General features: G+C 74.2%; 17 protein-coding genes. 12 read left to right on the top strand and 5 right to left on the bottom strand.

The genetic code is table 11. The features are described from left to right. Positions 1-86: 86 nt before the first annotated feature. The 3 genes from argG (at position 87) to ABZT47_RS36805 (ending at position 3,809) form a co-directional block, all read left to right on the top strand. The gene (gene argG, locus ABZT47_RS36815) at positions 87-1,535 is read left to right on the top strand and encodes an argininosuccinate synthase (protein WP_354852610.1); all 1,449 of its coding nucleotides are present in this window, start codon (positions 87-89) and stop codon (positions 1,533-1,535) included. A 234-nt stretch (positions 1,536-1,769) separates the two neighbouring features. Then, positions 1,770-2,669, top strand: a complete 900-nt coding sequence (sigJ, locus tag ABZT47_RS36810; protein ID WP_354852608.1) for an RNA polymerase sigma factor SigJ — start codon at positions 1,770-1,772, stop codon at positions 2,667-2,669. Positions 2,670-2,810: 141 nt separating this feature from the next. Continuing rightward, positions 2,811-3,809: a pentapeptide repeat-containing protein gene (locus ABZT47_RS36805; RefSeq protein WP_354852606.1), complete on the top strand. Its 999-nt coding sequence runs from the start codon at positions 2,811-2,813 to the stop codon at positions 3,807-3,809. A gap of 111 nt (positions 3,810-3,920) precedes the next feature. On the opposite strand, the gene helR is transcribed toward ABZT47_RS36805, so the two are convergent. Next, positions 3,921-6,068 carry an RNA polymerase recycling motor ATPase HelR gene (helR, locus tag ABZT47_RS36800; protein WP_354852605.1) on the bottom strand — a complete coding sequence of 716 codons (2,148 nt, stop codon included), beginning with the start codon at positions 6,066-6,068 and terminating at the stop codon, positions 3,921-3,923. An 897-nt stretch (positions 6,069-6,965) separates the two neighbouring features. On the opposite strand from helR, the gene rox reads away from it, so the two are divergent. From rox to ABZT47_RS36780, 4 genes are all read left to right on the top strand, one after another. Further along, a complete protein-coding gene (gene rox / locus ABZT47_RS36795; RefSeq protein WP_354852603.1) occupies positions 6,966-8,390 on the top strand; it encodes a rifampin monooxygenase in 1,425 nt (474 codons plus the stop codon). Between the two features lie 174 nt (positions 8,391-8,564). Next, the gene (locus tag ABZT47_RS36790; protein WP_354852602.1) at positions 8,565-10,310 is read left to right on the top strand and encodes an RNA polymerase subunit sigma-70; all 1,746 of its coding nucleotides are present in this window, start codon (positions 8,565-8,567) and stop codon (positions 10,308-10,310) included. A gap of 148 nt (positions 10,311-10,458) precedes the next feature. After that, positions 10,459-10,977 carry a pyridoxamine 5'-phosphate oxidase family protein gene (locus tag ABZT47_RS36785; protein WP_354852600.1) on the top strand — a complete coding sequence of 173 codons (519 nt, stop codon included), beginning with the start codon at positions 10,459-10,461 and terminating at the stop codon, positions 10,975-10,977. A 46-nt stretch (positions 10,978-11,023) separates the two neighbouring features. Then, positions 11,024-11,701 carry an alpha/beta hydrolase gene (locus ABZT47_RS36780; RefSeq protein ID WP_354852598.1) on the top strand — a complete coding sequence of 226 codons (678 nt, stop codon included), beginning with the start codon at positions 11,024-11,026 and terminating at the stop codon, positions 11,699-11,701. Between the two features lie 172 nt (positions 11,702-11,873). Here ABZT47_RS36780 and ABZT47_RS36775 read toward each other — a convergent pair whose 3' ends face one another. The 3 genes from ABZT47_RS36775 to ABZT47_RS36765 all read right to left on the bottom strand — a co-directional run bounded on the left by ABZT47_RS36775 (position 11,874) and on the right by ABZT47_RS36765 (position 15,287). Further along, a complete protein-coding gene (locus ABZT47_RS36775) occupies positions 11,874-13,412 on the bottom strand; it encodes an N-acetylmuramoyl-L-alanine amidase (RefSeq protein ID WP_354852596.1) in 1,539 nt (512 codons plus the stop codon). Positions 13,413-13,600: 188 nt separating this feature from the next. Further along, positions 13,601-14,146 carry a DUF302 domain-containing protein gene (locus tag ABZT47_RS36770; protein ID WP_354852594.1) on the bottom strand — a complete coding sequence of 182 codons (546 nt, stop codon included), beginning with the start codon at positions 14,144-14,146 and terminating at the stop codon, positions 13,601-13,603. Positions 14,147-14,324: 178 nt separating this feature from the next. Further along, on the bottom strand, positions 14,325-15,287 hold the full coding sequence (locus ABZT47_RS36765; RefSeq protein ID WP_354852593.1) for a helix-turn-helix transcriptional regulator: 963 nt from the start codon (positions 15,285-15,287) through the stop codon (positions 14,325-14,327). A gap of 232 nt (positions 15,288-15,519) precedes the next feature. Here ABZT47_RS36765 and ABZT47_RS36760 point away from each other — a divergent pair, with 232 nt between their 5' ends. The 5 genes from ABZT47_RS36760 to ABZT47_RS36740 all read left to right on the top strand — a co-directional run bounded on the left by ABZT47_RS36760 (position 15,520) and on the right by ABZT47_RS36740 (position 20,604). After that, the gene (locus tag ABZT47_RS36760; protein WP_354852591.1) at positions 15,520-15,945 is read left to right on the top strand and encodes an FAD-dependent oxidoreductase; all 426 of its coding nucleotides are present in this window, start codon (positions 15,520-15,522) and stop codon (positions 15,943-15,945) included. 9 nt (positions 15,946-15,954) lie between these two features. Continuing rightward, the gene (locus ABZT47_RS36755; RefSeq protein ID WP_354852589.1) at positions 15,955-16,539 is read left to right on the top strand and encodes a hypothetical protein; all 585 of its coding nucleotides are present in this window, start codon (positions 15,955-15,957) and stop codon (positions 16,537-16,539) included. Positions 16,540-16,575: 36 nt separating this feature from the next. After that, positions 16,576-17,379 carry an inositol monophosphatase family protein gene (locus ABZT47_RS36750; protein WP_354852587.1) on the top strand — a complete coding sequence of 268 codons (804 nt, stop codon included), beginning with the start codon at positions 16,576-16,578 and terminating at the stop codon, positions 17,377-17,379. Between the two features lie 99 nt (positions 17,380-17,478). Next, positions 17,479-20,277 carry an AAA family ATPase gene (locus tag ABZT47_RS36745; RefSeq protein ID WP_354852585.1) on the top strand — a complete coding sequence of 933 codons (2,799 nt, stop codon included), beginning with the start codon at positions 17,479-17,481 and terminating at the stop codon, positions 20,275-20,277. Positions 20,278-20,352: 75 nt separating this feature from the next. After that, a complete protein-coding gene (locus tag ABZT47_RS36740; RefSeq protein WP_354852583.1) occupies positions 20,353-20,604 on the top strand; it encodes a DUF4242 domain-containing protein in 252 nt (83 codons plus the stop codon). Between the two features lie 883 nt (positions 20,605-21,487). Here ABZT47_RS36740 and ABZT47_RS36735 read toward each other — a convergent pair. Beyond that, a complete protein-coding gene (locus ABZT47_RS36735) occupies positions 21,488-22,141 on the bottom strand; it encodes a class I SAM-dependent methyltransferase (RefSeq protein WP_354852581.1) in 654 nt (217 codons plus the stop codon). Positions 22,142-22,254 lie beyond the last annotated feature (113 nt).

The following is a 22,254-nucleotide window of genomic DNA, read 5'->3' as shown; positions in this document are numbered from 1 at the left end:
CAGGAGCCGTGGCGAGCAGGACCGGGGAGGGGACACAGACCGAAGGCTTTGCATGGTCATGCACTGGTGTGTATATACTTCTGCTCGTGTCCAAGGTTCTCACCTCCCTTCCTGTCGGCGAACGTGTCGGGATCGCCTTCTCCGGCGGCCTCGACACCTCCGTAGCGGTCGCGTGGATGCGCGAGAAAGGTGCGGTTCCCTGCACCTACACCGCTGACATCGGCCAGTACGACGAGCCCGACATCGCCTCGGTGCCCGGGCGCGCCACGGCGTTCGGCGCCGAGATCGCCCGCCTGGTCGACTGCCGGGCGGCCCTGGTGGAGGAAGGGCTCGCCGCCCTGTCCTGCGGGGCCTTCCACGTCCGCACCGGTGGCCGCACCTACTTCAACACCACCCCGCTAGGGCGCGCCGTCACCGGCACCCTGCTGGTGCGCGCGATGCTCGAGGACGACGTGCAGATCTGGGGCGACGGCTCCACGTTCAAGGGCAACGACATCGAGCGGTTCTACCGCTACGGCCTGCTCACCAACCCCTCCCTGCGCATCTACAAGCCGTGGCTGGACGCCGACTTCGTCAGCGAGCTCGGCGGCCGCAAGGAGATGTCGGAGTGGCTGCTGGCCCGTGGCCTGCCCTACCGGGACAGCACGGAGAAGGCCTACTCCACCGACGCCAACATCTGGGGCGCGACCCACGAGGCCAAGGCGCTGGAGCACCTGGACGCCGGCATCGAGATCGTCGACCCGATCATGGGCGTGCGGTTCTGGGACCCCGCCGTCGACATCGCCGCCGAGGACGTCACCATCGGCTTCGAGCAGGGCCGGCCGGTGACGATCAACGGCAAGGAGTTCGCCTCCGCCGTCGACCTGGTGCTGGAGGCCAACGCCATCGGCGGCCGGCACGGCCTGGGCATGTCCGACCAGATCGAGAACCGGGTGATCGAGGCCAAGAGCCGGGGCATCTACGAGGCGCCGGGCATGGCGCTGCTGCACGCGGCCTACGAGCGGCTGGTCAACGCGATCCACAACGAGGACACCCTCGCCAGCTACCACACCGAAGGCCGGAAGCTCGGCCGGCTGCTGTACGAGGGCCGCTGGCTGGACCCGCAGTCGCTGATGCTGCGCGAGTCGCTGCAGCGCTGGGTGGGAATGGCCGTCACCGGCCAGGTCACCCTGCGGCTGCGGCGCGGCGAGGACTACTCCATCCTGGACACCTCCGGGCCGGCGTTCAGCTACCACCCCGACAAGCTGTCCATGGAGCGGGTCGAGGACTCCGCGTTCGGGCCGGTCGACCGCATCGGGCAGCTGACCATGCGCAACCTCGACATCGCCGACTCGCGCGCCAAGCTCGAGCAGTACGCCCAGCTGGGCATGGTCGGCAGCCAGCACCCGACGTTGATCGGCGCCACGCAGGCGGCCCCGACCGAGCTGATCGGCTCGATGTCCGAGGGCGGCGCCGAGGCGATCGCCTCGCGCGGCGAGGTGCCCAGCGACGAGGAACTGCTCGACCACGCCGCGATGGAGTCCGGCACCGACTGACCGGCCTCTGATTGACCGGCCTCTGATTGACCGGCACCGCTCGACCTGGAGCGATCGACCGGCATCTGTCGTCCCCGGTCCGGGCCCGTGCGGGCGTTCGCGGCGGCCGCTTCACCGTGGCCGCCGCTCCTCGCCGGGACCGCGCGGGCCGGTCACCGGTTCGCGCTGGTGCGTCACACCCGGGCGGTCCGGTTCGTCATAGCCATGACGGGACGTGACCAGAGGATGTGACCGATGGAGCAGGACCAGTGGCTGGCGAGCAGGTTCGAGGGGCACCGCGCCCACCTGAAGGCGGTGGCCTACCGGATGCTGGGCTCCCTGAGCGAGGCCGACGACGCGGTGCAGGAGGCCTGGCTGCGGCTGGCCCGCTCGGGCGGCGACGAGGTGGAGAACCTGGGCGGCTGGCTGACCACGGTCGTCGGCCGGGTGTGCCTGGACATGCTGCGCTCGCGCACCTCGCGGCGTGAGGATCCGCTGGAGGAGCGCCTGCCCGACCCGGTGGTCGCCTCGGCGGCCGATGGCATGGACCCCGAGCAGCAGGTGATGGTGGCCGACGCGGTCGGGCTGGCCCTGCTGGTGGTGCTCGAATCGCTCGGACCGGCCGAGCGGCTGGCGTTCGTGTTGCACGACATGTTCGCCGTGCCGTTCGAGGAGATCGCCGAGATCGTGGGCCGCTCGCCGGCGGCGACCCGGCAGCTTGCCAGCCGCGCCCGCCGCCGGGTTCAGGGGGCCACCCCCGTCCCCGACCACGACCCGGTGCGCCGGCGCAAGCTGGTGGAGGCGTTCCTGGCGGCCGCGCACGAGGGCGACTTCGCCACGCTGCTGTCCACCCTGGACCCCGACGTGGTGCTGCGCGTCGACACCGGCGCGGCCTCCGGCGGGCTGCGCGTCGTCCGCGGCGCCGAGGCGGTCGCCGGGCAGGCCCTCACCTTCCACCGGCTGTCGGGCGGCACGGCCACCATCCTGCCCGCCATGGTCAACGGCACGGCCGGGGTCGTCAGCGTCGTCCAGGGACGTCCGGCGTCGGTGCTGAGCTTCACCGTCTCCGGCGGGCGGATCGCCGCCATCGACATCCTGGCCGACCCCGACCGCCTGAGCGACCTGGATCTGACCGGCCTGGCCCCCGGCCACTGACCACACCGGCCCCTGCACTGACGGGCCACCACTGACCGGTCGCGCGGGGACCGCGCTCGACGGTGCGGGGACGGGTTCGACGTACCCTGGGAGCGCCGTACCGGAAGGCGGTGACGGCGGCGCACGAGGAGAACACGCACGGTGTCCGACAGACGAGAACACACCCCCCGCCCAGTGGTGGACGGCGGCCCGCTCGCCCTGCTCCAGGGCGACTGCGGCAGCTGTTTCGGACTGTGCTGCGTCGCACTGCCCTTCTCGGCGTCGGCGGACTTCGCGGCCGGCAAGCAGGCAGGCCGGCCGTGCGCCAACCTGCGGCCGGACTTCGGGTGCGGAATCCACGACCGGCTCGCCGACAGCGGCTACCCGGGCTGCGTCGCCTATGACTGCTTCGGCGCCGGGCAGAAGGTCTCCCAGCTCACCTTCGCCGGACGTGACTGGCGGGCCGACCCGGGCGACGCCGAGCGGATGTTCGCGGTCTTCCCGGTCATGCAGCGGCTGCACGAGCTGATGTGGTACCTCACCCAGGCGCTGGGACATCCCCGGGCCGTCCCCGTGCACGACGAGGTCCGCCTGGCCCTTGCCGACCTGGAAAGGCTCACGGCCCGGCCCGCCGAGACCCTGGCGGAGCTGGACGTGGAGGAGCGGCGCCAGAAGATCCGCCCGCTGCTGGCCCGCGCGAGCGAACTGGTGCGCGCGAGCGCCGGGCGCCGCGGCAAGGACCGCCGGGGGGCCGACCTGATCGGCGCGTCTTTGCGCGGGGCCGACCTGCGGGCGGCCGACCTGCGCGGGGCCTACCTCATCGGCGCCGACCTGCGCGGCGCCGATCTGCGGCTGGCGGACCTGATCGGCGCCGATCTGCGGGGCGCCGATCTCGGCGGCGCCGACCTGACCGGCTGCCTGTTCCTCACCCGGCCCCAGCTCAACGCCGCCAGGGGCGACGGCGCCACCCGGCTGCCGTCCCCGCTGGCCCGCCCCTCCCACTGGCCGATCACCGCCGCCCCCGCAGGCACCGCCAGGACCGGCAGGACCGGCAGACCCGGAAAGCCCGGGGAGCCCGGCCTGCCCGACGTGTCCGGGGGCACCGCCGAGGCGGTCCGACGCGGGCGCCGCCCGCCGCGCCGCGGGCCGTCCGCCCGCTGACGGTCCCGTGACCGATGCCTTTGGCGGGGCCAGCGAGCCCAGAGGACAGGCCTGCTCTGTCGAGGGGCGGCGCGGGCATCCCGCACCGGTTCGGTGAAGGGCTGGCCGCTGTCAGGGGTGGGTGAGGATGACCAGTTGCCGGGTCGCGCGGGTCATCGCGACATAGCGGTCGACCGCCCCTTGGACGCCTTCGCCGAAGTTTTCGGGATCGATGAGGACGACCAGGTCGAACTCCAGCCCCTTGGCCAGTTCCGGGGGCAGCGAGCGGACGCGGCCCGTGGCCTGGAAAGTGGGATCGCCGATCACGCAGGCGATGCCTTCGGCGTGCGCGGCGAGCCAGGCACCGAGGATGGCATCCAGGTCGCGGGCGGACCCGTGCACGACGGGGACACCACTGCCGCGGATGGAGACCGGCACGTTGGCGTCCGGGAGCACCGCCCGGATCACCGGCTCGGCCTGCGCCATGACCTCTTCCGGCGTGCGGTAGTTCACGCTCAGCGAGGCCAGGGTGATCCGGTCCAGGCCGATGCGCCGCAGCCGCTCCTGCCAGGACTCGGTGAACCCGTGCCTGGCCTGCGCGCGGTCCCCGACGATGGTGAAGCTGCGTGAAGGGCAGCGCAGCAGCAACATCTGCCACTCCGCGTCGGTGAGTTCCTGCGCCTCGTCCACCACGATGTGCGCGAACGGGCCGGCGAGCAGGTCGGGGTCACTGCCAGGCGGCGCCGTCGGGTCGACCAGGCTGTCTTGGAGGTCCTGGCCGCGGAGCATCGTCACCGCGCCTTCGCCGTCGTCGTCGGCTTCGAGCAGATTGTCGACGACCTGCGCCATGCGCGCGCGTTCGGCGGCGACCGCGGCCTCATGCCGGCGCCTGCGCCGTGAGGCCTCCGGGTCGCCCAGCCGCTGCCGCGCCGCGTCCAGGAGCGGAAGGTCGGACGCCGTCCATGCCTGGGCCTCGTCGCGCTGCAGCCGCCGCACCTCCTCGATGCTGAGCCAGGGAGCGCATTTGCGCAGGTAGGCGGGCACCGTCCACAGGTCTCCGACCAGGTCGGCCGCTTCGATCAGCGGCCAGGCGCGGTTGAAGGCCGTCAGCAGCTCCCTGTCGCGGGTGAGGGATCTGCGGAGCAGATCGGCCGGAGTCTCCTCCTCGTGCTTGTCGACCAGGATGGTGAGCAGGCGGTCCCAGATCTGGTCGCGCGCCTGGTTGTGCGGGGTGCCGGGGTCGGGCGCCTCGAACGCCTCGGCCCAGTCCTCGGCGCTCAGCCAGATGTCCGACCAGGGGGTCGTGACCGTCATCCCCGCGGCGGGCGGGTTCTCGTAGAACCTGACGGCCGGCTCGATCGCCTGCAGCAGCCGCGCCGACGACTTCAGCAGGGCCACCTGCGGATCGGTCTCGGCCGCCGCCGCGGCCCCCTCGGCGACCAGGTCGCGCAGGGTGCAGGTCTGCACGCCCTCCTCGCCGAGGCTGGGCAGGACGTCGGCGACGTAGGCCAGGTAGGGCTGGTGCGGGCCGACGAACAGCACCCCGCCCCGGCGGTGACCCAGGCGAGGGTCGGAGTAGAGCAGGTAGGCCGAACGGTGCAGCGCGACGACGGTCTTGCCGGTTCCCGGGCCGCCGTCGACGACCAGGGCGCCGCTGGACCCGGCGCGGATGATGGCGTCCTGGTCGGCCTGGATGGTGCCCAGCACATCGCGCATGCGCGCCGACCGGTCGGCGCCAAGGCTGGCGATGAAGGCGGACTGGTCGTCGAGCGCGGCGTGCCCGTCGAACCCCTCGGAGGTGAACACCTCGTCCCAGTAGTCACTGATGCGGCCGCGGGTCCAGCGGTATCTGCGGCGGCTGGCCAGACCCATGGGGTTGGCGTGAGTCGCTCCGAAGAACGGCTCGGCCGCGGGGGAGCGCCAGTCCAGCAGCAGCCGGCGGCCCTCGCGGTCGGTGAGCCCGAGCCGTCCGATGTACACCGGCTCGGGGTCGTCGGCGCCGACGATGTGCCCAAGGCACAGGTCCAGGCCGAAGCGGCGCAGCGCGCGCAGGCGCGCGGTCAGCCGGTGGATCTCCAGGTCGCGGTCCAGCGCCTGCCGGCCGAGGCCGCCGGGGGACCTGCGCTCGGTGTCGAGGCGTTCGGACAGCTCGGCGATCGACTGCTCGAGGGTGCGGGCGATGTCCGCGAAGTGCCGCTCGTCGCGGGCGATCAGCGCCGGGTCGGCCTTGGCCGCGAGGTGGCCGGGAAGGTCGAACGCGCTGGTGGTCAAGGGGTTCACGGTGAAGCTCCGATCTGAAGGTCGCCGGGCGACCATTGCGCGGCGCGGCGTACGGGCCGATGTGACCTCAAGGGGCGGCCATGGCGGACGGCGCTCGGCTTGGCGCCGAGCCCCGTGGCGGCCGCCGGCTCATGTCCTTCCACGGCGGCGCGCACCCCCGTACCCGCGCGCCCGACTCCCGCGACCGCACCGCGAACGCCACCGGCGGCTCGACGTCCCCCCGGCGAACCCATGCGTCGACAACGACACCCCCACTACGCGACTCCCCGTTTTCGCAGGTTCCGGCTTCGGCCCGCCATTGTGCGGCATGCCCGGGGTCTTGCCGCAAGCCCCCCGGTGCGCTATACGTTGAGAGTGGAAAGGCGCGGGCACTCCCCTTTCCTTCATTGACGTTCGCCGCGGACGGCCCACTTCTCCGCAGTCGCAGTCGCCTTGCCCTCGCCGGGCGGCGGCGGGCATCGAAGACCCCGCCGCCTCGGGGCGGTCAGAGTCGAACCGTCGACCGTGGCCGGTATCTGCCGGGCCGCCACGCCGGATTCTGCCACGCGACCGCGCGGCCCCCCTTTCGGCGCCGTGACCACGGGGCCGGGAAAAGGGTTGGACGCGATGACGCCCGGGCTTGTAGCTTGCACTCGACCGTGACACCGCCCAAGGAGGTGAGCCCCATGAACGCCGTATCAATGTGGGTGCTCCCCCTTCCCCTCACGGCCGGGCGATCGAGGTAGGTGTCGCCGGGAGCGCCTCGCCGACAAGGCACTCCCGAAAGGCAACACCATGAGCTTTTCTCAGTTCACCGCCGAGCCGCCGTCGAACCACAGCGCCGAGCGCGGCTCGCCCGCGGGCGAGGTCCCCGCGGTTTCCTGGTCACCGGGCTCCGGCGCCGATCGCGCGCCCCTCATGTTCGACGTGATCATCGCCGGCTGCGGGCCGACCGGCGCGATGCTGGCCGCCGAACTGCGGCTGCACGATGTGCGGGTCCTGGTTCTGGAGAAGGACACCGAACCGGTCTCGTTCGTCCGCATCGTCGGTCTGCATATCCGCAGTATCGAGCTGATGGCGATGCGCGGACTGCTGGAGCGCATTCGCCCGCACGGCAGACAGCGTCCCGCCGGCGGATTCTTCGCCGCCATCAACAAGCCCGCGCCCAAGGGCCTGGATTCGGCGCACGCCTACCTGCTGGGCATCCCGCAGCCGGTCATCAACCACCTGCTCGAAGAACACGCGATCGAGCTGGGCGCGCAGGTCCGGCGCGGCTGCGCGGTGGCCGGTTTCGAGCAGGACGACCAGGGCGTGACCGTCGAGCCGGCAGGCGGGGAACAGCTGCGTGCGCGCTACCTCGTCGGCTGTGACGGCGCGCGCAGTACGGTGCGCAAGCGGCTCGGCGTCGGCTTCCCCGGCGAGCCCTCACGCACCGAGACGCTGATGGGCGAGATGCGAGTGGGCGTGCCGCAGGAGGAGATCACCGCCAAGGTGGCTGAAATCGCCCAGACCCATCAGCGGTTCTGGCTCAGGCCCTTCGGCGAAGGGGTCTACAGCGTCGTCGTTCTTGCCGCGGGAGTCAGCGATCGCACGCAACCGCCCACTCTCGAGGATTTCAGGCGACAGCTGCGCGCCATCGCCGGAACCGATTTCGGCGTGCACTCTCCGCGCTGGATGTCCCGCTTCGGGGATGCCACCCGGCTGGCCGAACGTTATCGGGTCGGGCGGGTGCTGCTGGCCGGCGACGCGGCGCACATCCATCCACCCACCGGCGGGCAGGGCCTCAACCTGGGCGTTCAGGACGCGTTCAACCTCGGCTGGAAACTGGCCGCACAGATCCGCGGCTGGGCGCCGGAAACACTGCTGGACACCTACCACGCCGAGCGCCACCCGGTCGCCGAGGACGTGCTGGACAACACCCGCGCCCAGATGGAACTGCATTCCACCGAACCGGGCGCGCAGGCCGTGCGCAGGCTGCTCACCGAGCTGATGGACTTCGACGAGGTGAACCGCCACCTGATCGAGAAGATCACCGCGATCGGCGTCCGCTACGACTTCGGCGAGGGCCCCGACCTGCTCGGCCGCCGCCTGCGCGACATCGAGGTGAAACAGGGCCGCCTCTACGATCTGCTGCACCGCGGCCGCGGGCTGCTGCTGGACCGCACCGAACGCCTGAGCGTCGGCGGCTGGTCGGACCGGGTCGACCACCTCGCCGACCCGACCGCGGCACTGGATGCTCCGTGCGTCCTGCTACGCCCCGACGGCCACGTCGCCTGGATCGGCGACGACCAGCGGGATCTGGACGATCACCTCTCCCGCTGGTTCGGCGAGCCCGCCACCTGATCTCGCCTGAGCAGCGGCCATCCCACGCAGAGGTGACGAGACGGCGAGCGTACCCGCGGCGCTCCGGCGCTGCCGGCCGGGGCCTGCCGAGCGGTCGGCGTTCCCGTCGGACGTCCGTTCCGGCACGCCTGTTCCAGAACGGCGTGCGGGGATGGATTTCGGTACGCTCGCCTCATGGGAAGCGGTGCCGCGCACTCCGGGGGCGGCCGGGTCGAGTACGGCTACGCGCGCGCGTCCGCGACCAAGCGGTCCCTGGAGCGGCAGCTTGAGGCGTTGCGCGCCGCGGGCATTCCCGCCGAACGCGTCCACACCGACGGCGGGACCGGCGGACGGACCGGCGGACGGACCGGCGGCGGCGGGGCGCGTGACGGCTTGGAGCGGTTGCTGGCCGGGGCGCGCGCCGGTGACACGATCGTCGTGCACACCCTGGACCGCATCGGCCGCAACCTGCGCGAGGTGCTGACCCTGGTGGGGGAGCTGTCCGAGCGCGGCATCGGGGTGCGGACGCTGGCCGGCCCGCTGCCCGTCGACACCGCCGGCGAGGGCGAGGGCCGCACCGTCCGCCTGCTGCTCGCGCTGCTGGCCGACATGGACCGCACCTTCGCCGCCGAGCGCGCCGCCCACGCCCGCGCCGCCGCCGGATCGGCCGGGCGGCGCGTCGGCCGGCCCGTCGCCCACCCGGCCGGCAAGATCGAGCAGGCCCGGCGGCTGAAGGCCCAGGGCGACTCCCTGTCCCAGATCGCGGCCGAGACGGGCATCCCGAAGACCTCCCTGCACCGCTACCTCGCCGACGCCGTCCCGCCGGCCGGCGGGAATCCCCCGGCCGGGACGGGCGCCGGCGCGCGCACGGGCCCTGCCGGGCCGCGGGGCGAAGGGGAGGGGCCGGAGGCGGCGCGCCGGGCGGCGGCCGTCGAGGCGGTCAAGGGAAGCGACGAGGCGGCGTTCGGCGCTCTGACCGAGCGGCACCGGCGCGAGCTGCAGGCGCACTGCTACCGCATGCTCGGCTCGTTGGAGGAGTCCGAAGACCTGGTGCAGGAGACGTTCCTGCGGGCCTGGCGCTCCCGCGAGGGCTTCCAGGGCCGCTCCAGCGTCCGCGCCTGGCTCTACCGCATCGCCACCAACGCCTGCCTGGACTTCCTGGAGCGGCACCCGCGCCGTCCCCTCCCGCGAGCCGACGGGCAGGCCGGGCAGGCCGGCGAGACGTCCCGGACCCCACCGGCCGAGATCCGGTGGCTGCAGCCCTATCCGGACCGGCTGCTGGAGCCGGTGGCCCCCGGGGAGACGGGCCCGGAGGCCGCCGCGTTCGGCAGGGAGAGCGTGGAGCTGGCCTTCCTGGTCGCCATCCAGCACCTGCCGCCCCGCCAGCGCGCGGTGCTGATCCTGCGGGACGTGCTCGGCTGGCCGGCCGGTGAGACCGCCGCGGCGCTGGAGACGAGCGTCGCCTCGGTGAAGAGCGCCCTGCAGCGGGCGCGGCCGGCCGTGCGGGCCCGCCTTCCCCGGCGGCGAGAGCAGTGGGCGCCGTCGGCGCCGGCGACCGCGCAGGAGCGGGCGCTGCTGCGGCGCTTCATGGACGCCCACGAACGCGGCGACAGCGCCGCGTTCGCGCGGCTGCTCAGCGAGGACGTGCGGATGACGATGCCCCCGCTGCCGTTCTGGTTCCACGGCCGCGCGGCGGTGGCCCGCTTCGCCGCCGACGCCTTCGGGCTCGGCTCGCCGCTGCGTGGGGCGCGGTGGCGCGGCCTGCCGGCCCGGGCGAACCGGCAGCCCGCGGTGGCGGTGTACGCCCGGCCGGTGGGAGCCGGGGAGTACCGCGCCCAGGCGCTCAACGTGCTACGGGTCGAGGACGGGATGATCGCCGAGATCACCGTCTTCGAGGCGCGCCTGTTCCCCGCCTTCCATCTCCCCCCTACGCTGCCCTGACCCCCCTCTGCTCTCCGCATCCCGCACCCGCGGTCCTCTGGTGCGCCGTTCGTGACCGCCGCCACCCGGGGGCGATTCCTTCGCGGGCGCCGTGCCGTCTCAACAACGGACGGTCGCGGCACGCGCGGCCGGCGATGAGAGGGCACCGATGGCGATCGAGAACCGCGAAGATGTGATGGCGCTGCCGCAGGGGGATCTCGGCCTGCTGGACAGCGAGGTGGCGCGGCGCCTGCTTGCCTCCCGTGAACCGGCCCGGGTGGCCTATGTCGCGGCGGACGGAACGCCGCGGGTGTTCCCGATGCTGTTCCACTGGACGGGCGCCGAGATCGTGCTGTCGACGTTCGGCGGCGCCAAGGTCGGCGCCCTGCGGGCCAGGCCCGACGTCGCGATCACCATCGACGTCGCCTCCACCCCGCCCGAGGCGCTGCTGATCCGCGGACGGGCGCGGGTCACCGACGTGGAGGGCGTCGTCCCGGAGTACGCGCTCGCCCTGCGCCGCTACGGCGGGCAGGAGCAGGCCGCCGCCCAGTTGGCGGCGCTCGACCACTCCGGGGTCACGATGGTCCGCATCGCGGTGCGGCCCGCCTGGGCCGGGGTGCTGGACTTCCAGACCCGGCTGCCGGGCGGCATCAGCATGCGGGACTTCGAGCGCCGGGGCCGGCGGTGAGGGCCGCGACCGGTCGCCGGGACGGCGGTCACGGGGACGGGGCGGTATGACGACGTATGTGCTGATCCCGGGCGCCGGGTCCGGCTCCTGGTACTGGCATCTGGTGACGGCGGAGCTGCGTGCCCGCGGCCACGACGTGGTCGCCCCCGACCTGCCCTGCGACGACGATTCGGCCGGACTGGACCGGTACGCCGACACGGTGGTCGATGCCATCGGCGCACGCACCGGCCTGGTGGTGGTCGCGCAGTCCCTGGGCGGGTTCACCGCGGCCCTGGTGTGCGAGCGGGTGCCGGTCGACCTGCTGGTGCTGGTGACGGCGATGATCCCCGCGCCGGGGGAGACGCCCGGGCGGTGGTGGGCCGCCACCGGCTGGGAGCGGGCCAGGCGCGAACAGGACGAACGCGACGGCAGGGCGCCCGATGACGACATCGCCCTGTTCCTGCACGACGTGCCGCCCGAGTTGGCGGCGCGGGCGCTCGCCCGGCGCCGCGCGCAGTCGGCCACGCCGTTCCTGGAACCCTGGCCGCTGCGCGCGTGGCCGGCGGTGCCGACCCGGTTCCTGCTGTGCCGCGACGACCGCTTCTTCCCGGCGGAGTTCATGCGCCGGGTCGTCGGCGAGCGCCTCGGCATCGTCCCCGACGAGATCGACGGCGGCCACGGCATCGCCCTCAGCCGGCCCGAGGAACTGGCCGACCGGCTGGAGGCCTACCGCGCCGAGCTGTGATGACCCGCCGCCCGCTCCGGACCGGCGGAGCGGGCGGGGCCCGGGCGGGCAGGGCCCGGCACGTGCCGGGCCGTCGCGGTCGTCGCCGGTCGCGGGTCGTCGCCGCTCGCGGTCGTCGCCGGGGAGTCGCGACAGGCCGCGGCCGTCGGCGGCCGTCGAGGACCGCGGGTGGTCAGCGGCTGATGCGCACCGCGTCGGCGACGACGTAGCCGGTGCCGCCGGTCCAGCGGCTCACCGCGACCACGTTGTAGGTGCCCGCGTTGAGGGAGAAGGTGCCGATCGAGCGCCACCCGCCGCCACCGGAGCGCTGGTCGACGTACACCGTCTGGTTGCCGCCGGAGGCGGCGACGATGTACGGCGCGGAACTGTTGTAACCGGGGTCAGCGGGATACCAGACCTCCACCCGGTAGGTCCCGGCGCTGGGGATGCTCGCCTGGTACCAGGCCGGGTCACTGGCCGACAGCGGGCCGGCGTAGCGGTAGTCGGCGCCGTAACGCTGGGAGGAGTAGGTCGACACGCCCCAGTTGGCGCTGGCGGTGAACGCGCCGGCGGTGGCGTTGTCCACGGTGGCCGACCAGGTGGTGGCGCCTCCGGTGACGTATCCCATGTACTTGTTCCAGTCCCAGTACGGGCCGGGGTCGGTGTGGGTGGCGCCGGGCACCTCCGAGTGGCCGATGATGTGCGCCCGGTCCTTGGGGATGCCGTACTTGTCGCAGATGTAGCGGGTCAGCGCCGCCGAGCCCCGGTACATCGCGTCGGTGTACCAGGAGGCGTCGGTGACGTAGCCCTCGTGCTCGATGCCGATCGAGCGGGTGTTGTAGCTCCAGTTGCCGGCGTGCCAGGCGATGTCCTTCTCGCGCACCATCTGGGTGACCGCGCCGTCGGAGGAGCGCACGACGTAGTGCGCCGACACCTGGGCGCTGGGGTTCTGGAACCAGGAGATCGTGCCGGCGTAGGAGCCCTGGGTGATGTGGATGACCACCCGGTCGATGGCGTAGGCCGACGGGCGGCTGGAGGCGGTGTAGTTGCTGGAACTGGCCGCCACCCAGGTGCCGCTCGGGTAGTCGGGCGCGGCGGCGGCCTGGGCGTTGAGGTCCAGGGTGCGGGCGTAAGCGCCGCGGTCGGCGGTGACCTCGCGCGGGGCGATGCTCACACCGGCCGCGCGGAGTCCCCGGCCGAGCAGTTCGTACACCGTGTCGGCGTACAGCCGAGCCACCTCAGGGGTGGTGGCGTTGCCGTACCTGGCCACGGTGGGGTACCAGCGGCCGGCGTCCTTGCGAGCCGTCTCGTCCAGGCCGGCCTCCTCGGCGTAGGAGCGCAGCAGCGCGGCGGCGCCGTCGATGTTGGCGGCGGTGTCGGAGCGCAGTGCGGCCGCCGGACGGCCGGTGAGCTCGGCGGCCCGCTCCAGGGTGTGGGTGGTGGGGTTGCTGACCAGGTGCATCACGCCGTAGCCGCCGCTGGCGCTGGGCTTGCCCGCGTGCCCGTCCAGGTGGGTCTCGGCGTAGGCCAGGGCGACCAGCAGGTCGCGGGGGACGTCGTGGGCGGCGGCGGCGCGGGCGAACGCGGCGGCCAGGGCGGGCTCGGCCGGGGCGCCCGGCGGGGCGGCGCTCGCCGGGGCGGCGGTGAGCGCCAGCAGGGAACCCAGGGCCAACAGGGCGGCGGCCAGCAGGCGGTTGGCGGCGGGGATCGATCGGCGTCCGGGGGGTCTCATGCGTGCTCCTCGGTGGGGGGTGCCAACGGGTGCACAGTAAGGAGCTTTCTGACAAATGTCGATAATTGACATTACTCACGAGTAAGCGGAAGATTTGTGCCTCCGCTTTCCGCTTTCCGCCTCATCCCTCCCGCCGCCACTCGGCCGGGAGCCGGCGGACCGGCAGGGACGCCTCGGGTGTCAGGGTTTCAGGGGCGGGCGTCGTGCAGGAGACGGTCGGGCACCGGGACGCGGAGGTGGCGGAGCAGACGTGCGAGCTTTTCGTCCAGTTCGGCGCCGACCGCGGTGATCTCCGGATGCCCGAACTGAGCGAACTGCGCGCTCGGCTGCTCGATCGCGAAGTGCGTCACCCCCGCGGGGTACTCGTAGATCGTGGTTCGCAGCGGCGCGTAGAGCATCACCGCCGGATCATGGCGGAACATCCCCTCGGCGATGGCCGCGTTGCCCATGAGGTACTGCACGCTGCGCCACCACTCGCCCGAACCCCGCAGAAGCGCCCCGTTGTCGAGGCTCCAGAAGATCACGAAGCCGTGTGACGCGTTCCGGTCGGCGGCGGCCCGCACGGCGGGCCAGCCGGCTCCCTCCGCCACGAGCCGCTCGTACACCGGCGCGTCGAAGGGGGGAACCGCCCGCTCGTATCTCAGCCTGAACTCCTCGAAGGGCATCCCGACGTCCACGATCAGCCGATGCGCCTCGCGTGCCACGTCCGTCACGTGGGAGGTCTTGGCGGTCATCGAATGCTCCCTTCGCCGGTCACGGCCAGGGCCCGCGGCCGCGCGGTCCGAGGCCGCAGGCGGGCGGGCTCACCTTGGCAACGCTACGCCTGGCAGGTCCGGGGCATGACGAGCACCCGAACGGAAAGCCCCCCGCCGGACACCCGATCTTCCGCCCGGCCGCGCCGCGCCGCGAGGGTCACCGTCCCTGCCCGCCGGAGGGCGCGTCCGGGTGGCACCGCACCCGGCCCGCCGCGTCGCCGGTCTCGGGTGAGACGGCGGGCCGGGACGCCCCGCCCCGCTCGCGTCCGGACGGGCCCTCGCCGCGGCGGCCGGCCGTCTCCCGTCCCATGCGGCCGAGCTCTGCCAGCTTGCACTCGGAAGGACTGCCCCGATCGGCCTGGAAGGCGACGAGCTTCTGGCCCGGAGCGCTGTCGACGCTCAGCACCTCCATGGTGGTGATCACTTCGCCGACCACCGCGTGATGGAAGCGCACCGGAGCGCGGATGCGGCTGCGCACGTCGTGGCGGTCCCACAGCCGGCGGAACTCCCGGCTGGCCCGTGACAGCTCCTCCACCAGCTCGTTGAGGTACGGGTCGTCCTGGTCGGCGCCGGACGCGGCGCGCAGGTGGGCCACCTTGTAGCGGGTGTCCTTCTCCCAGTCCAGATAGAACTCCCGCGCCCGGGGATTGAGCAGGGCCAGCCGCAGCAGGTTGTCGTTGTGGTCGAGGCCCTCGTACAGGGCACTGGCCACCGCGTTCCTGGCCAGCACGTCCAGGCGGGGGTTGACCACGTAGGCGGCGACGCGGTCCCAGCCGTTCATCAGGCGTATCACGTTCGGGTCGACCGTGTCGGCGCGGCCGGGGACCTCGCGCCGGTGCACGCGCGGGCGGGCCAGCTCGTGCAGGTGCTCGGTGGCCTCGGCGTCCAGTCGCAGGACCTGCGCCAGAGCGTCCAGCACCTGCTCCGAGGGACGGCGCTCGCGGCCCTGCTCCAGCCGGATGTAGTAGTCGATGCTGACGCCGGCCAGCATCGCCACCTCCTCACGCCGCAGTCCCGGCGTCCTGCGGCGGTTCGGGCCGGGCGCGATTCCCGCCTGCTCAGGAGTCGTGAACTCTCTGCGGGCCCGGAGGAAGGCTCCTAGTGGCCGGTCACGGTCCATATCTCAAATTACGCCGTCGGCCGGGTGCGCAGGTGACAGTCCGCGGGGCGGGCGGCGGTCGCCGCGGGGCCCGCCCGCGCCGGACCCGCCGTGCGGGCCCGTGAAGCGGCGCCGCGGGCGGCGCCGGGCCCTCGCATGCTTTGGCGGGATTTTACCCTTGCCGGATCGGCAAGAGGGTTTGCCCGATCGGCGAGCGGTGGCGGAGCATCTGCGGCGAACGGAGGTGCCGGACATGACCGACAGGCACGAACAGACGGCGCGGACCGCTTCCGACGAGCGGGAGCGGGACTTCGACGTGGTGGTGGTGGTAGGCGGCGGGGCGGCCGGGCTGAGCGGGGCGCTGACGCTGGCCCGGGCGCGCCGCTCGATGCTGGTGGTGGACGCGGGCGGCCCGCGCAACGCCCCGGCCTCGGCGGTGCACAACTACCTGGGGCGCGAGGGGACGCCGCCCGCGCGGCTGCTGGCCGAGGGCCGCGCGGAGGTCGCCCGTTACGGCGGCAGCGTCCTTTCCGGCGAGGTGATCGCGGTCGAACGGACCAAGGACGGCCGTTTCCGCGTGGTGCCGGCCGGCGGTTCGCCGGTCCGGGCGCGGCGGCTGCTGGTGGCGACCGGCCTGGCCGACGAGCCGCCCAAGGTGGCGGGACTGGCCGAGCGGTGAGGCCGCGACGTGCTGCACTGCCCGTACTGCCACGGGTGGGAGGTCCGCGACCAGCCGATCGCCGTGCTGGCGACCAGCGCCCTGGCCGCCGAGCAGGCCCTGCTGTGGCGGCAGTGGAGCCCGCGGGTGACCCTGCTGCTGCACACCGCGCCCGAGCCCCCGGCGGGCGACCGCGAGCGGCTGGCCGCCCGCGACATCGCCGTGGTCGAGGGCGAGGCGGCCGGGCTGGAGGTCGGCGGCGACCGGCTGACCGGGGTGAGGCTGGCCGACGGCCGGGTGGTGCCCTGCACCGCCCTGGTGGTGACGTCGCACCTGTCGGCCCGCACCGGAGCGCTCGCGGGCCTGGGCCTGGAGCCGGTCGAGCAGTCCTTGGGCGGTCACGTCGTGGGCACCCGCCTCGACGCCGATCCCATGGGCGCCACCGGTGTGCCCGGGGTGTGGGTGGCCGGCAACGTCACCGACCTGATGGGCCAGGTCGTCACCGCGGCGGCGGCCGGGATGCGCGCGGCCGCGGCGATCAACGCCGACCTGGTCCAGGAGGAGACCCGCCTGGCCGTCGCCGCCCGCCGCGCCGCCCCTGGCCAGGACGGCTGAGGCGACCATCCGCGCCGCGGCCTCTATGCTGCGCGCATGGTGATCACCGATGAGGAGCTGGCCCGGACGGCGGCGCAGGCGGGAGCCGACGTCGTGCGCGCGATGTACGGCGCGTCGATGACGCGCGTACCCAAGTCCGGGGACGACTTCGCCACGGCCGCCGACATCGAGGCGGAGAAGGCCATCATGGAGGTCATCCGCGCCGCCCGCCCGCACGACGCGGTGGTGGGCGAGGAGAGCGGGCGCACGGGCTCCGCGGGCGCGGAGCGGGTGTGGCTGGTCGACCCTCTGTGCGGCACGCTGAACTACGCCACGGGCGGCATGCTGGTCGCGGTGAATGTCGCCCTGCGCGAAGGGCCGGAGGTCACGGTGGCCGCCTGCGCCGACCCGTTCTCCGGAGAGGTGTTCTGGACCGGCGGCGAGCACGCCTACGTCCGCCGCGACGGCGTGGACCAGGCGCTGGCGCCCTCGGCGGAGTCGCGGCTGGTCGACCTCAACCTCGATCCGCCGTTCCCGAACCAGCCGGGCTTCCGCGCCGTCCGCGTGCTCGCCGACCCCGGCTTCGCCGCGCGGTTCCGGCCCCGGGTCGTCTCCACCACCCTGGCGGTGACCTGGGTGGCCGCCGGCCGGCGGGCCGCGTACCTCACCGACGGCCACCTGCGCGACAGCGTGCACTTCGCGGCCGGCATCGCGCTGTGCCGGGCCGCCGGCTGCGTGGTGACCGGTCTGCGCGGCGAGCCCGTGCACACCGGCGCGGGCGGTCTGGTCGTGGCGGCCGACCAGCCGACGCACGCCGCCCTGCTGGAGATCATCGCCGGCGGGTTCACCTCCGGCGGGTAGACCCGTTCCCGTTCCTCGCGCCCGGCCCCGGCCGGCCGGGCCGCCGGAGGCCGGGGCGATCCCTTACCGGCCGTCGCGGCGGTGGCGGATACTACGGGGATGCGCTTGCTGGAGCGGGAGTCGTCGCTTGCGTCGCTGGCCGAGTACGCGGCCGAGGCCGCGCGGGGTGAGGGGCGGCTGGTCCTGGTCGCCGGCGAGGCGGGGGTGGGCAAGTCGGCGCTGGTCGAGCGCTTCCAGCGGGACCTGCCGCCGGCACGGTGGTCGTGGGGGGCGTGCGACGGGCTGTTCACCCCGCGCCCGCTCGGGCCGCTGTTCGACCTGGCCGACCGGCTGGGCGGCCCCCTGCTGGAGCTGTGCCGCGCCGGAGCCGGCCGCGAGGAGCTGTTCCGGGGGCTGCTGCGCGAAGTCGGTGACCCGCACGCGCTGGACGCCGTCGTCGTGGAGGACGTCCACTGGGCCGACGAGGCCACCTTGGACCTGCTGAGCTTCCTCGGCCGGCGGCTGCGCGGCACCGGGCTGCTGCTCATCGCGACCTACCGGGACGACGCCATGGCGCCGTCCGATCCGCTGCGCGTCACGCTGGGCGGTCTGGCCTCGCAGCGGTCGACCCGGCGCATCGGCCTGGCGCCGCTGTCGGCGGAGGCGGTGCGGGAGCTGGCCGCAGGCAGCGGCGCCGACGCCTGCGCGCTGCACCGGCTGACCGGCGGCAACCCCTTCTACGTGACCGAGGTCGTGCGGGCCGGCATGCACGCGCCCGGGTCATCACAGATCCCGGGTTCGGCGCGGGACGCGGTGCTGGCGCGCGCGGCGCGGCTGAGCGGCCCGGCCCGTCAGGTGCTCGACGTCGCGGCGCTGACCGGCACCAGGGTCGAGTCACGGCTGCTGGAGGCGGTGACCCCGTTCCCGGGCCCGGCCGTGGACGAGCTGCTGGCGTGCGGGTTGGTCGTCGGGGACGGCGAGTGGCTGCGGTTCCGTCACGAGATCGCCCGGCTGGCGGTGCAGGAGGCGGTGCCCGCCCACCGCGCCCGCGCCGTCCACGGCCGGGTCCTCGCCGCGCTCGAATCCCTCGGCTGCGACGACGACGCCCGGATGGCCTTCCACGCCGAGGCGGCCGGTGAGGCGGCCGCGGTCCTGCGTCACGCGCCCGCCGCCGCCCGCCGCGCGGCGTGGCTGTCCTCCCACCGCGAGGCCGCGGCGCAGTTCCGGCGAGCACTGCGCTTCGCGGCCGACCCGGGCGACACGGCCGGCACGGACGCCACGACCCTCGCCGAGCTGTGCGAGGGGCTGGCCGACGAGGCGGCGCTGCTCGACCAGTGGCACGAGGCGGCCGAGGCGTGCGAGCGCGCCCTGGTGGAGTGGCGCAAGGCGGGGAACCGGCTGCGTGAGGGCGACGCGCTGCGGCGGCTGTCGCGCATCATGTGGAACATGTGCCACGGGGAACGGGCCCCCGTCGAAAGCGCCGTGTCGCTCCTTGAGCCGCTCGGGCCGGGCGTCGAGCTGGCCTGGGCGTACGCCACCTACGCCAACCAGCGGATGCTGCGCTATGAACTGGACGCGGCGGAGGGGGCGGCGCTGCGGGCCCAGGAGCTGGCCGAGCGGCTCGGCGCCACCGACGTGCTCAGCGACGCGCTGAACACCCGCGCCGTGTGCGCCTGGACCCGGGGCGGCGACTGGGAGGGGCCGATGCGCCGCGCGCTGGAGATCGCGCTGGCCGGGCGGCACCAGGACCAGGCGGGCAGGGCGTACGCCAACCTGGCCGCCCTGCACAACGGCCGGCGGCGGTTCGCCGAGAGTGAGCGCTACCTGGCCGAGGGCATCGCCTACTGCGACGAGCACGATCTCACCTCCTACGCGACCTGCCTGCGCAGCGAGCGGTCCACCGTCATGGAACGCGACGGGCGCTGGGAGGAGTCGCTGTTGATCAGCACGGGCATCCTGGCCACGGTGGGCGCGTCCCCGTCCAACCGGCTGTGCACGGTGCGCAGGATCGGCTCGGTCCTGGCCCGCCGGGGTGAGCCGGGGGTGTGGGAGCACCTGGAGGAGGCGGCCGTGCTGGCCGACCGCACCGGCGAGCCGCAGCAGATCGTGCCCGTCCGGCTGACCCGCGCCGAGGCGTACTGGCTGGAGGGCAGGACGGGGCAGGCGCGCCGCGAGGCCGAACTGGCCCACGACGTGTCGGCCGGTTCCGATCCCTGGGACCGTGGCGCGGTCGCCGTCTGGCTGGTGCGGACCGGGTCCCCGCGGCCGCCGCAGGGGGAGGTGCCCGAGCCGTACCGGCTGGAGCTCGGCGGCGAGCCCGTCGCGGCGGCGCGGGCCTGGACCGAGCTGGACTGCCGCTACGACGCCGCGCTCGCCCTGTCCGGCGCCGGCGGCGAGCCGGAGCTGCGTGAGGCCCTGGCGATGTTCACCGACCTGGGCGCCCTCCCCGCGGCCCGCATCGTCCGTCAGGAGTTGCGCGGGCTCGGCGTCCGGTCGCTGCCGGCCGGGCCGCGAGCGGCCACCCGGGAGCATCCCTCCGGGCTGACCCGGCGCGAGCGTGAGGTGCTCGCCCTGGTCTGCGCACAGCACACCAACGCCGAGATCGCCGCGAAGCTGTTCATCTCGGTCAAGACCGCGGGCCACCACGTCTCGGCGATCCTCGCCAAGCTCGGCGCCCCCAGCCGCGGCGCCGCCGCCGAACAGGCCGTCCGTCTCGGCCTCGCCGGCCTCGAAGTCCCGGTGACGGCCGGTGGGACGAGGCAGGGGCCGGCCGGCCGGACGGTGGCCGGACCGGCCGGCGGCGCCGCGGAGGAGCCGACCGGGCGCGGCGGATCGGCCCGGACGCCGGGCCCGCGTGGCCGCACGCCGGGGGCGCGTGGCGGCGCGGCGGAAATCTGGGGAGCACGCGGCGCAACATAGGGAACCGCTCCCCATCCGGCCCCGCGGCCCCCGTCCCTACGGTTGGCGGGACTCACCACGAGACAGGAGGCCGGAATGCCGCTCTACATGGATGTGCACACCATCGCCGGGGGCGTCGCGATGGCCGACGTCGCCCAGGCGCACAAGGCCGACCTGCAGCAGCAGGCGGGGCACGACGTCAGCTATCTGCGGTACTGGGTCGACGAGGGGCAGGGCAGGATCTTCTGCCTGGTCGAGGCGCCCTCGGCCGAGGCGGCCGCCGCGGTGCACCGCGCGGCGCACGGGCTGGTCGCCGATGAGATCTTCCAGGTACAGGAAGGCAGCTGACGGCGCCCAGAGCGCGCGACCGGCGGGACGGGCTCCGCCCCCGCGCCCCTGGCGGGGCGCACTCCGCCCCGCGCGTGCGGACGCGCTTCGCCCCGGGCCCACAGGAAAGAGGGCGTCGGGAAGAGCACCCGTGATCGGGCGGGCAGGTCTTCCACGAGGGACGGTGCGCCCCGTCCCGCCTTTCCAGACGGACCGCCACGGGTGTGACGGCTTGTTCCTGACACTGCACGACATGGCAAGCATCAGAGCAGCAGACAACGCGAGGGACGGTATGAAGCACATCCTCCTCGGACCCGCATGGCGTCCACCCGGCTCGCGAACCGGCGGTGTCCACCGGCGTTCGCCCGGAGCGCGAGGCGGTGGCCTCCGGCGGGGTTGGGCAGGACCGGGAGGCGGCAGGGGTCACCGGCATCCCAGGAGGTCGCGCGTGCCGTCCGCCACCGTCACCCCGATGGCGATCCGCCGTTCGCCGACCCCCGCCGTCACCCCCGCCGTCACCCTCGTGGCGGTCCGCCGTCCGTCGTCCGTCTCCGCGCCGCCGAGGGCGGGGCCGGTGCGACCGGTCGCAGGCGGGCGCCGTATCCGGTGACGCCGGGCGGCGCCTGACGGGCGGGGGCCTGTTCCTCGCCCTGCGGTGGTCGGCACCAGGGCGCCTTCGCCGCCGGTCCCCGCGAAAGCCGGCACAGCGAGAGTTCGGTGGCAGGAGCGCCGGCCGCATGTCCGTCCGGGGGGGGGACGGACGGCGGTCGAGGCGTGCGCCGGTCGTCCTCCGACGGGGGCGGGCGACCGGCGGTCATCCGTGCAAGATCGCCACCGGTGGGTACGGGGGGCCGCCTGGCCGTGGGGCCGCCGGAAGGTCAGGGAGGGAGGAGGCGGGGAGGAGTCAGGGGGTCAGGCGGCGGATGGTGATGACGGTGTCGGTGACGGTGGCCGTCTGGCCGTCCGGGCCGGTGGCCTGGCGCTGGGGACGGTCGAGGCGTTCGGGGCGCCAGCGGGCGGGGTCCAGGCCGATCTCCCCGGCGATGTCCTCGGGGGCCGGGAAGTGGGCGTCGAGATCGGGGTTCCAGGCCCAGGGGCGTGCCGAGCCGTGGTCGACGATGAGCAGGAGCCCGCCGGGCGTCAGCGCGTTCGCGGCCTGGCGGAGGACCCGTGGGCGGGGGAACTCGAACGGCGTCTGCAGATACTGGGCGTTGATGAGGTCGAACGCGCCGGTGGGGAAGGTGCGGGACAGGTCGTGCCGCTCGGTGGTGACGCGGTCGGCGACGCCGGCGGTGGCCGCGTGGGCGGCGGTGCGGCGCAGAGCGGTCGGGGAGATGTCGACGGCGGTCACCCGCCATCCGCGGGTGGCCAGCCAGACGGCGTCCCCGCCCTCGCCGCACCCCAGGTCCAGCGCGGCGCCGGGCGCCAGGCCCCGCGCCGTCTCGGCCAGCAGGGGGTTGGGATCGCCCTTCCACACCTGCTCGCGGCCGCTGTAGAGGTTCTCCCAGAAGTCTCCGGCCTCGTCGGTGCGGCCGGCGCCGGGCGTGTCGTGGTGCATGAGGCTGCCTTTCTCGATGGTGGGGCGCGGGACGCCGCGAAGGGGACCCGCGCGGGCGGCCGGACGTGGGCTCGATGGTGGCCCCGCCTCCGCGCCGGTTGCAATTCGTCGTG

This window comes from Sphaerisporangium sp. NPDC005289 (assembly GCF_040607455.1).
Taxonomy (GTDB): domain Bacteria; phylum Actinomycetota; class Actinomycetes; order Streptosporangiales; family Streptosporangiaceae; genus Sphaerisporangium; species Sphaerisporangium rhizosphaerae.
The sequence above is the reverse complement of the archived record's forward strand: the minus strand, read 5'-3'. Positions and strand labels throughout refer to the sequence as shown.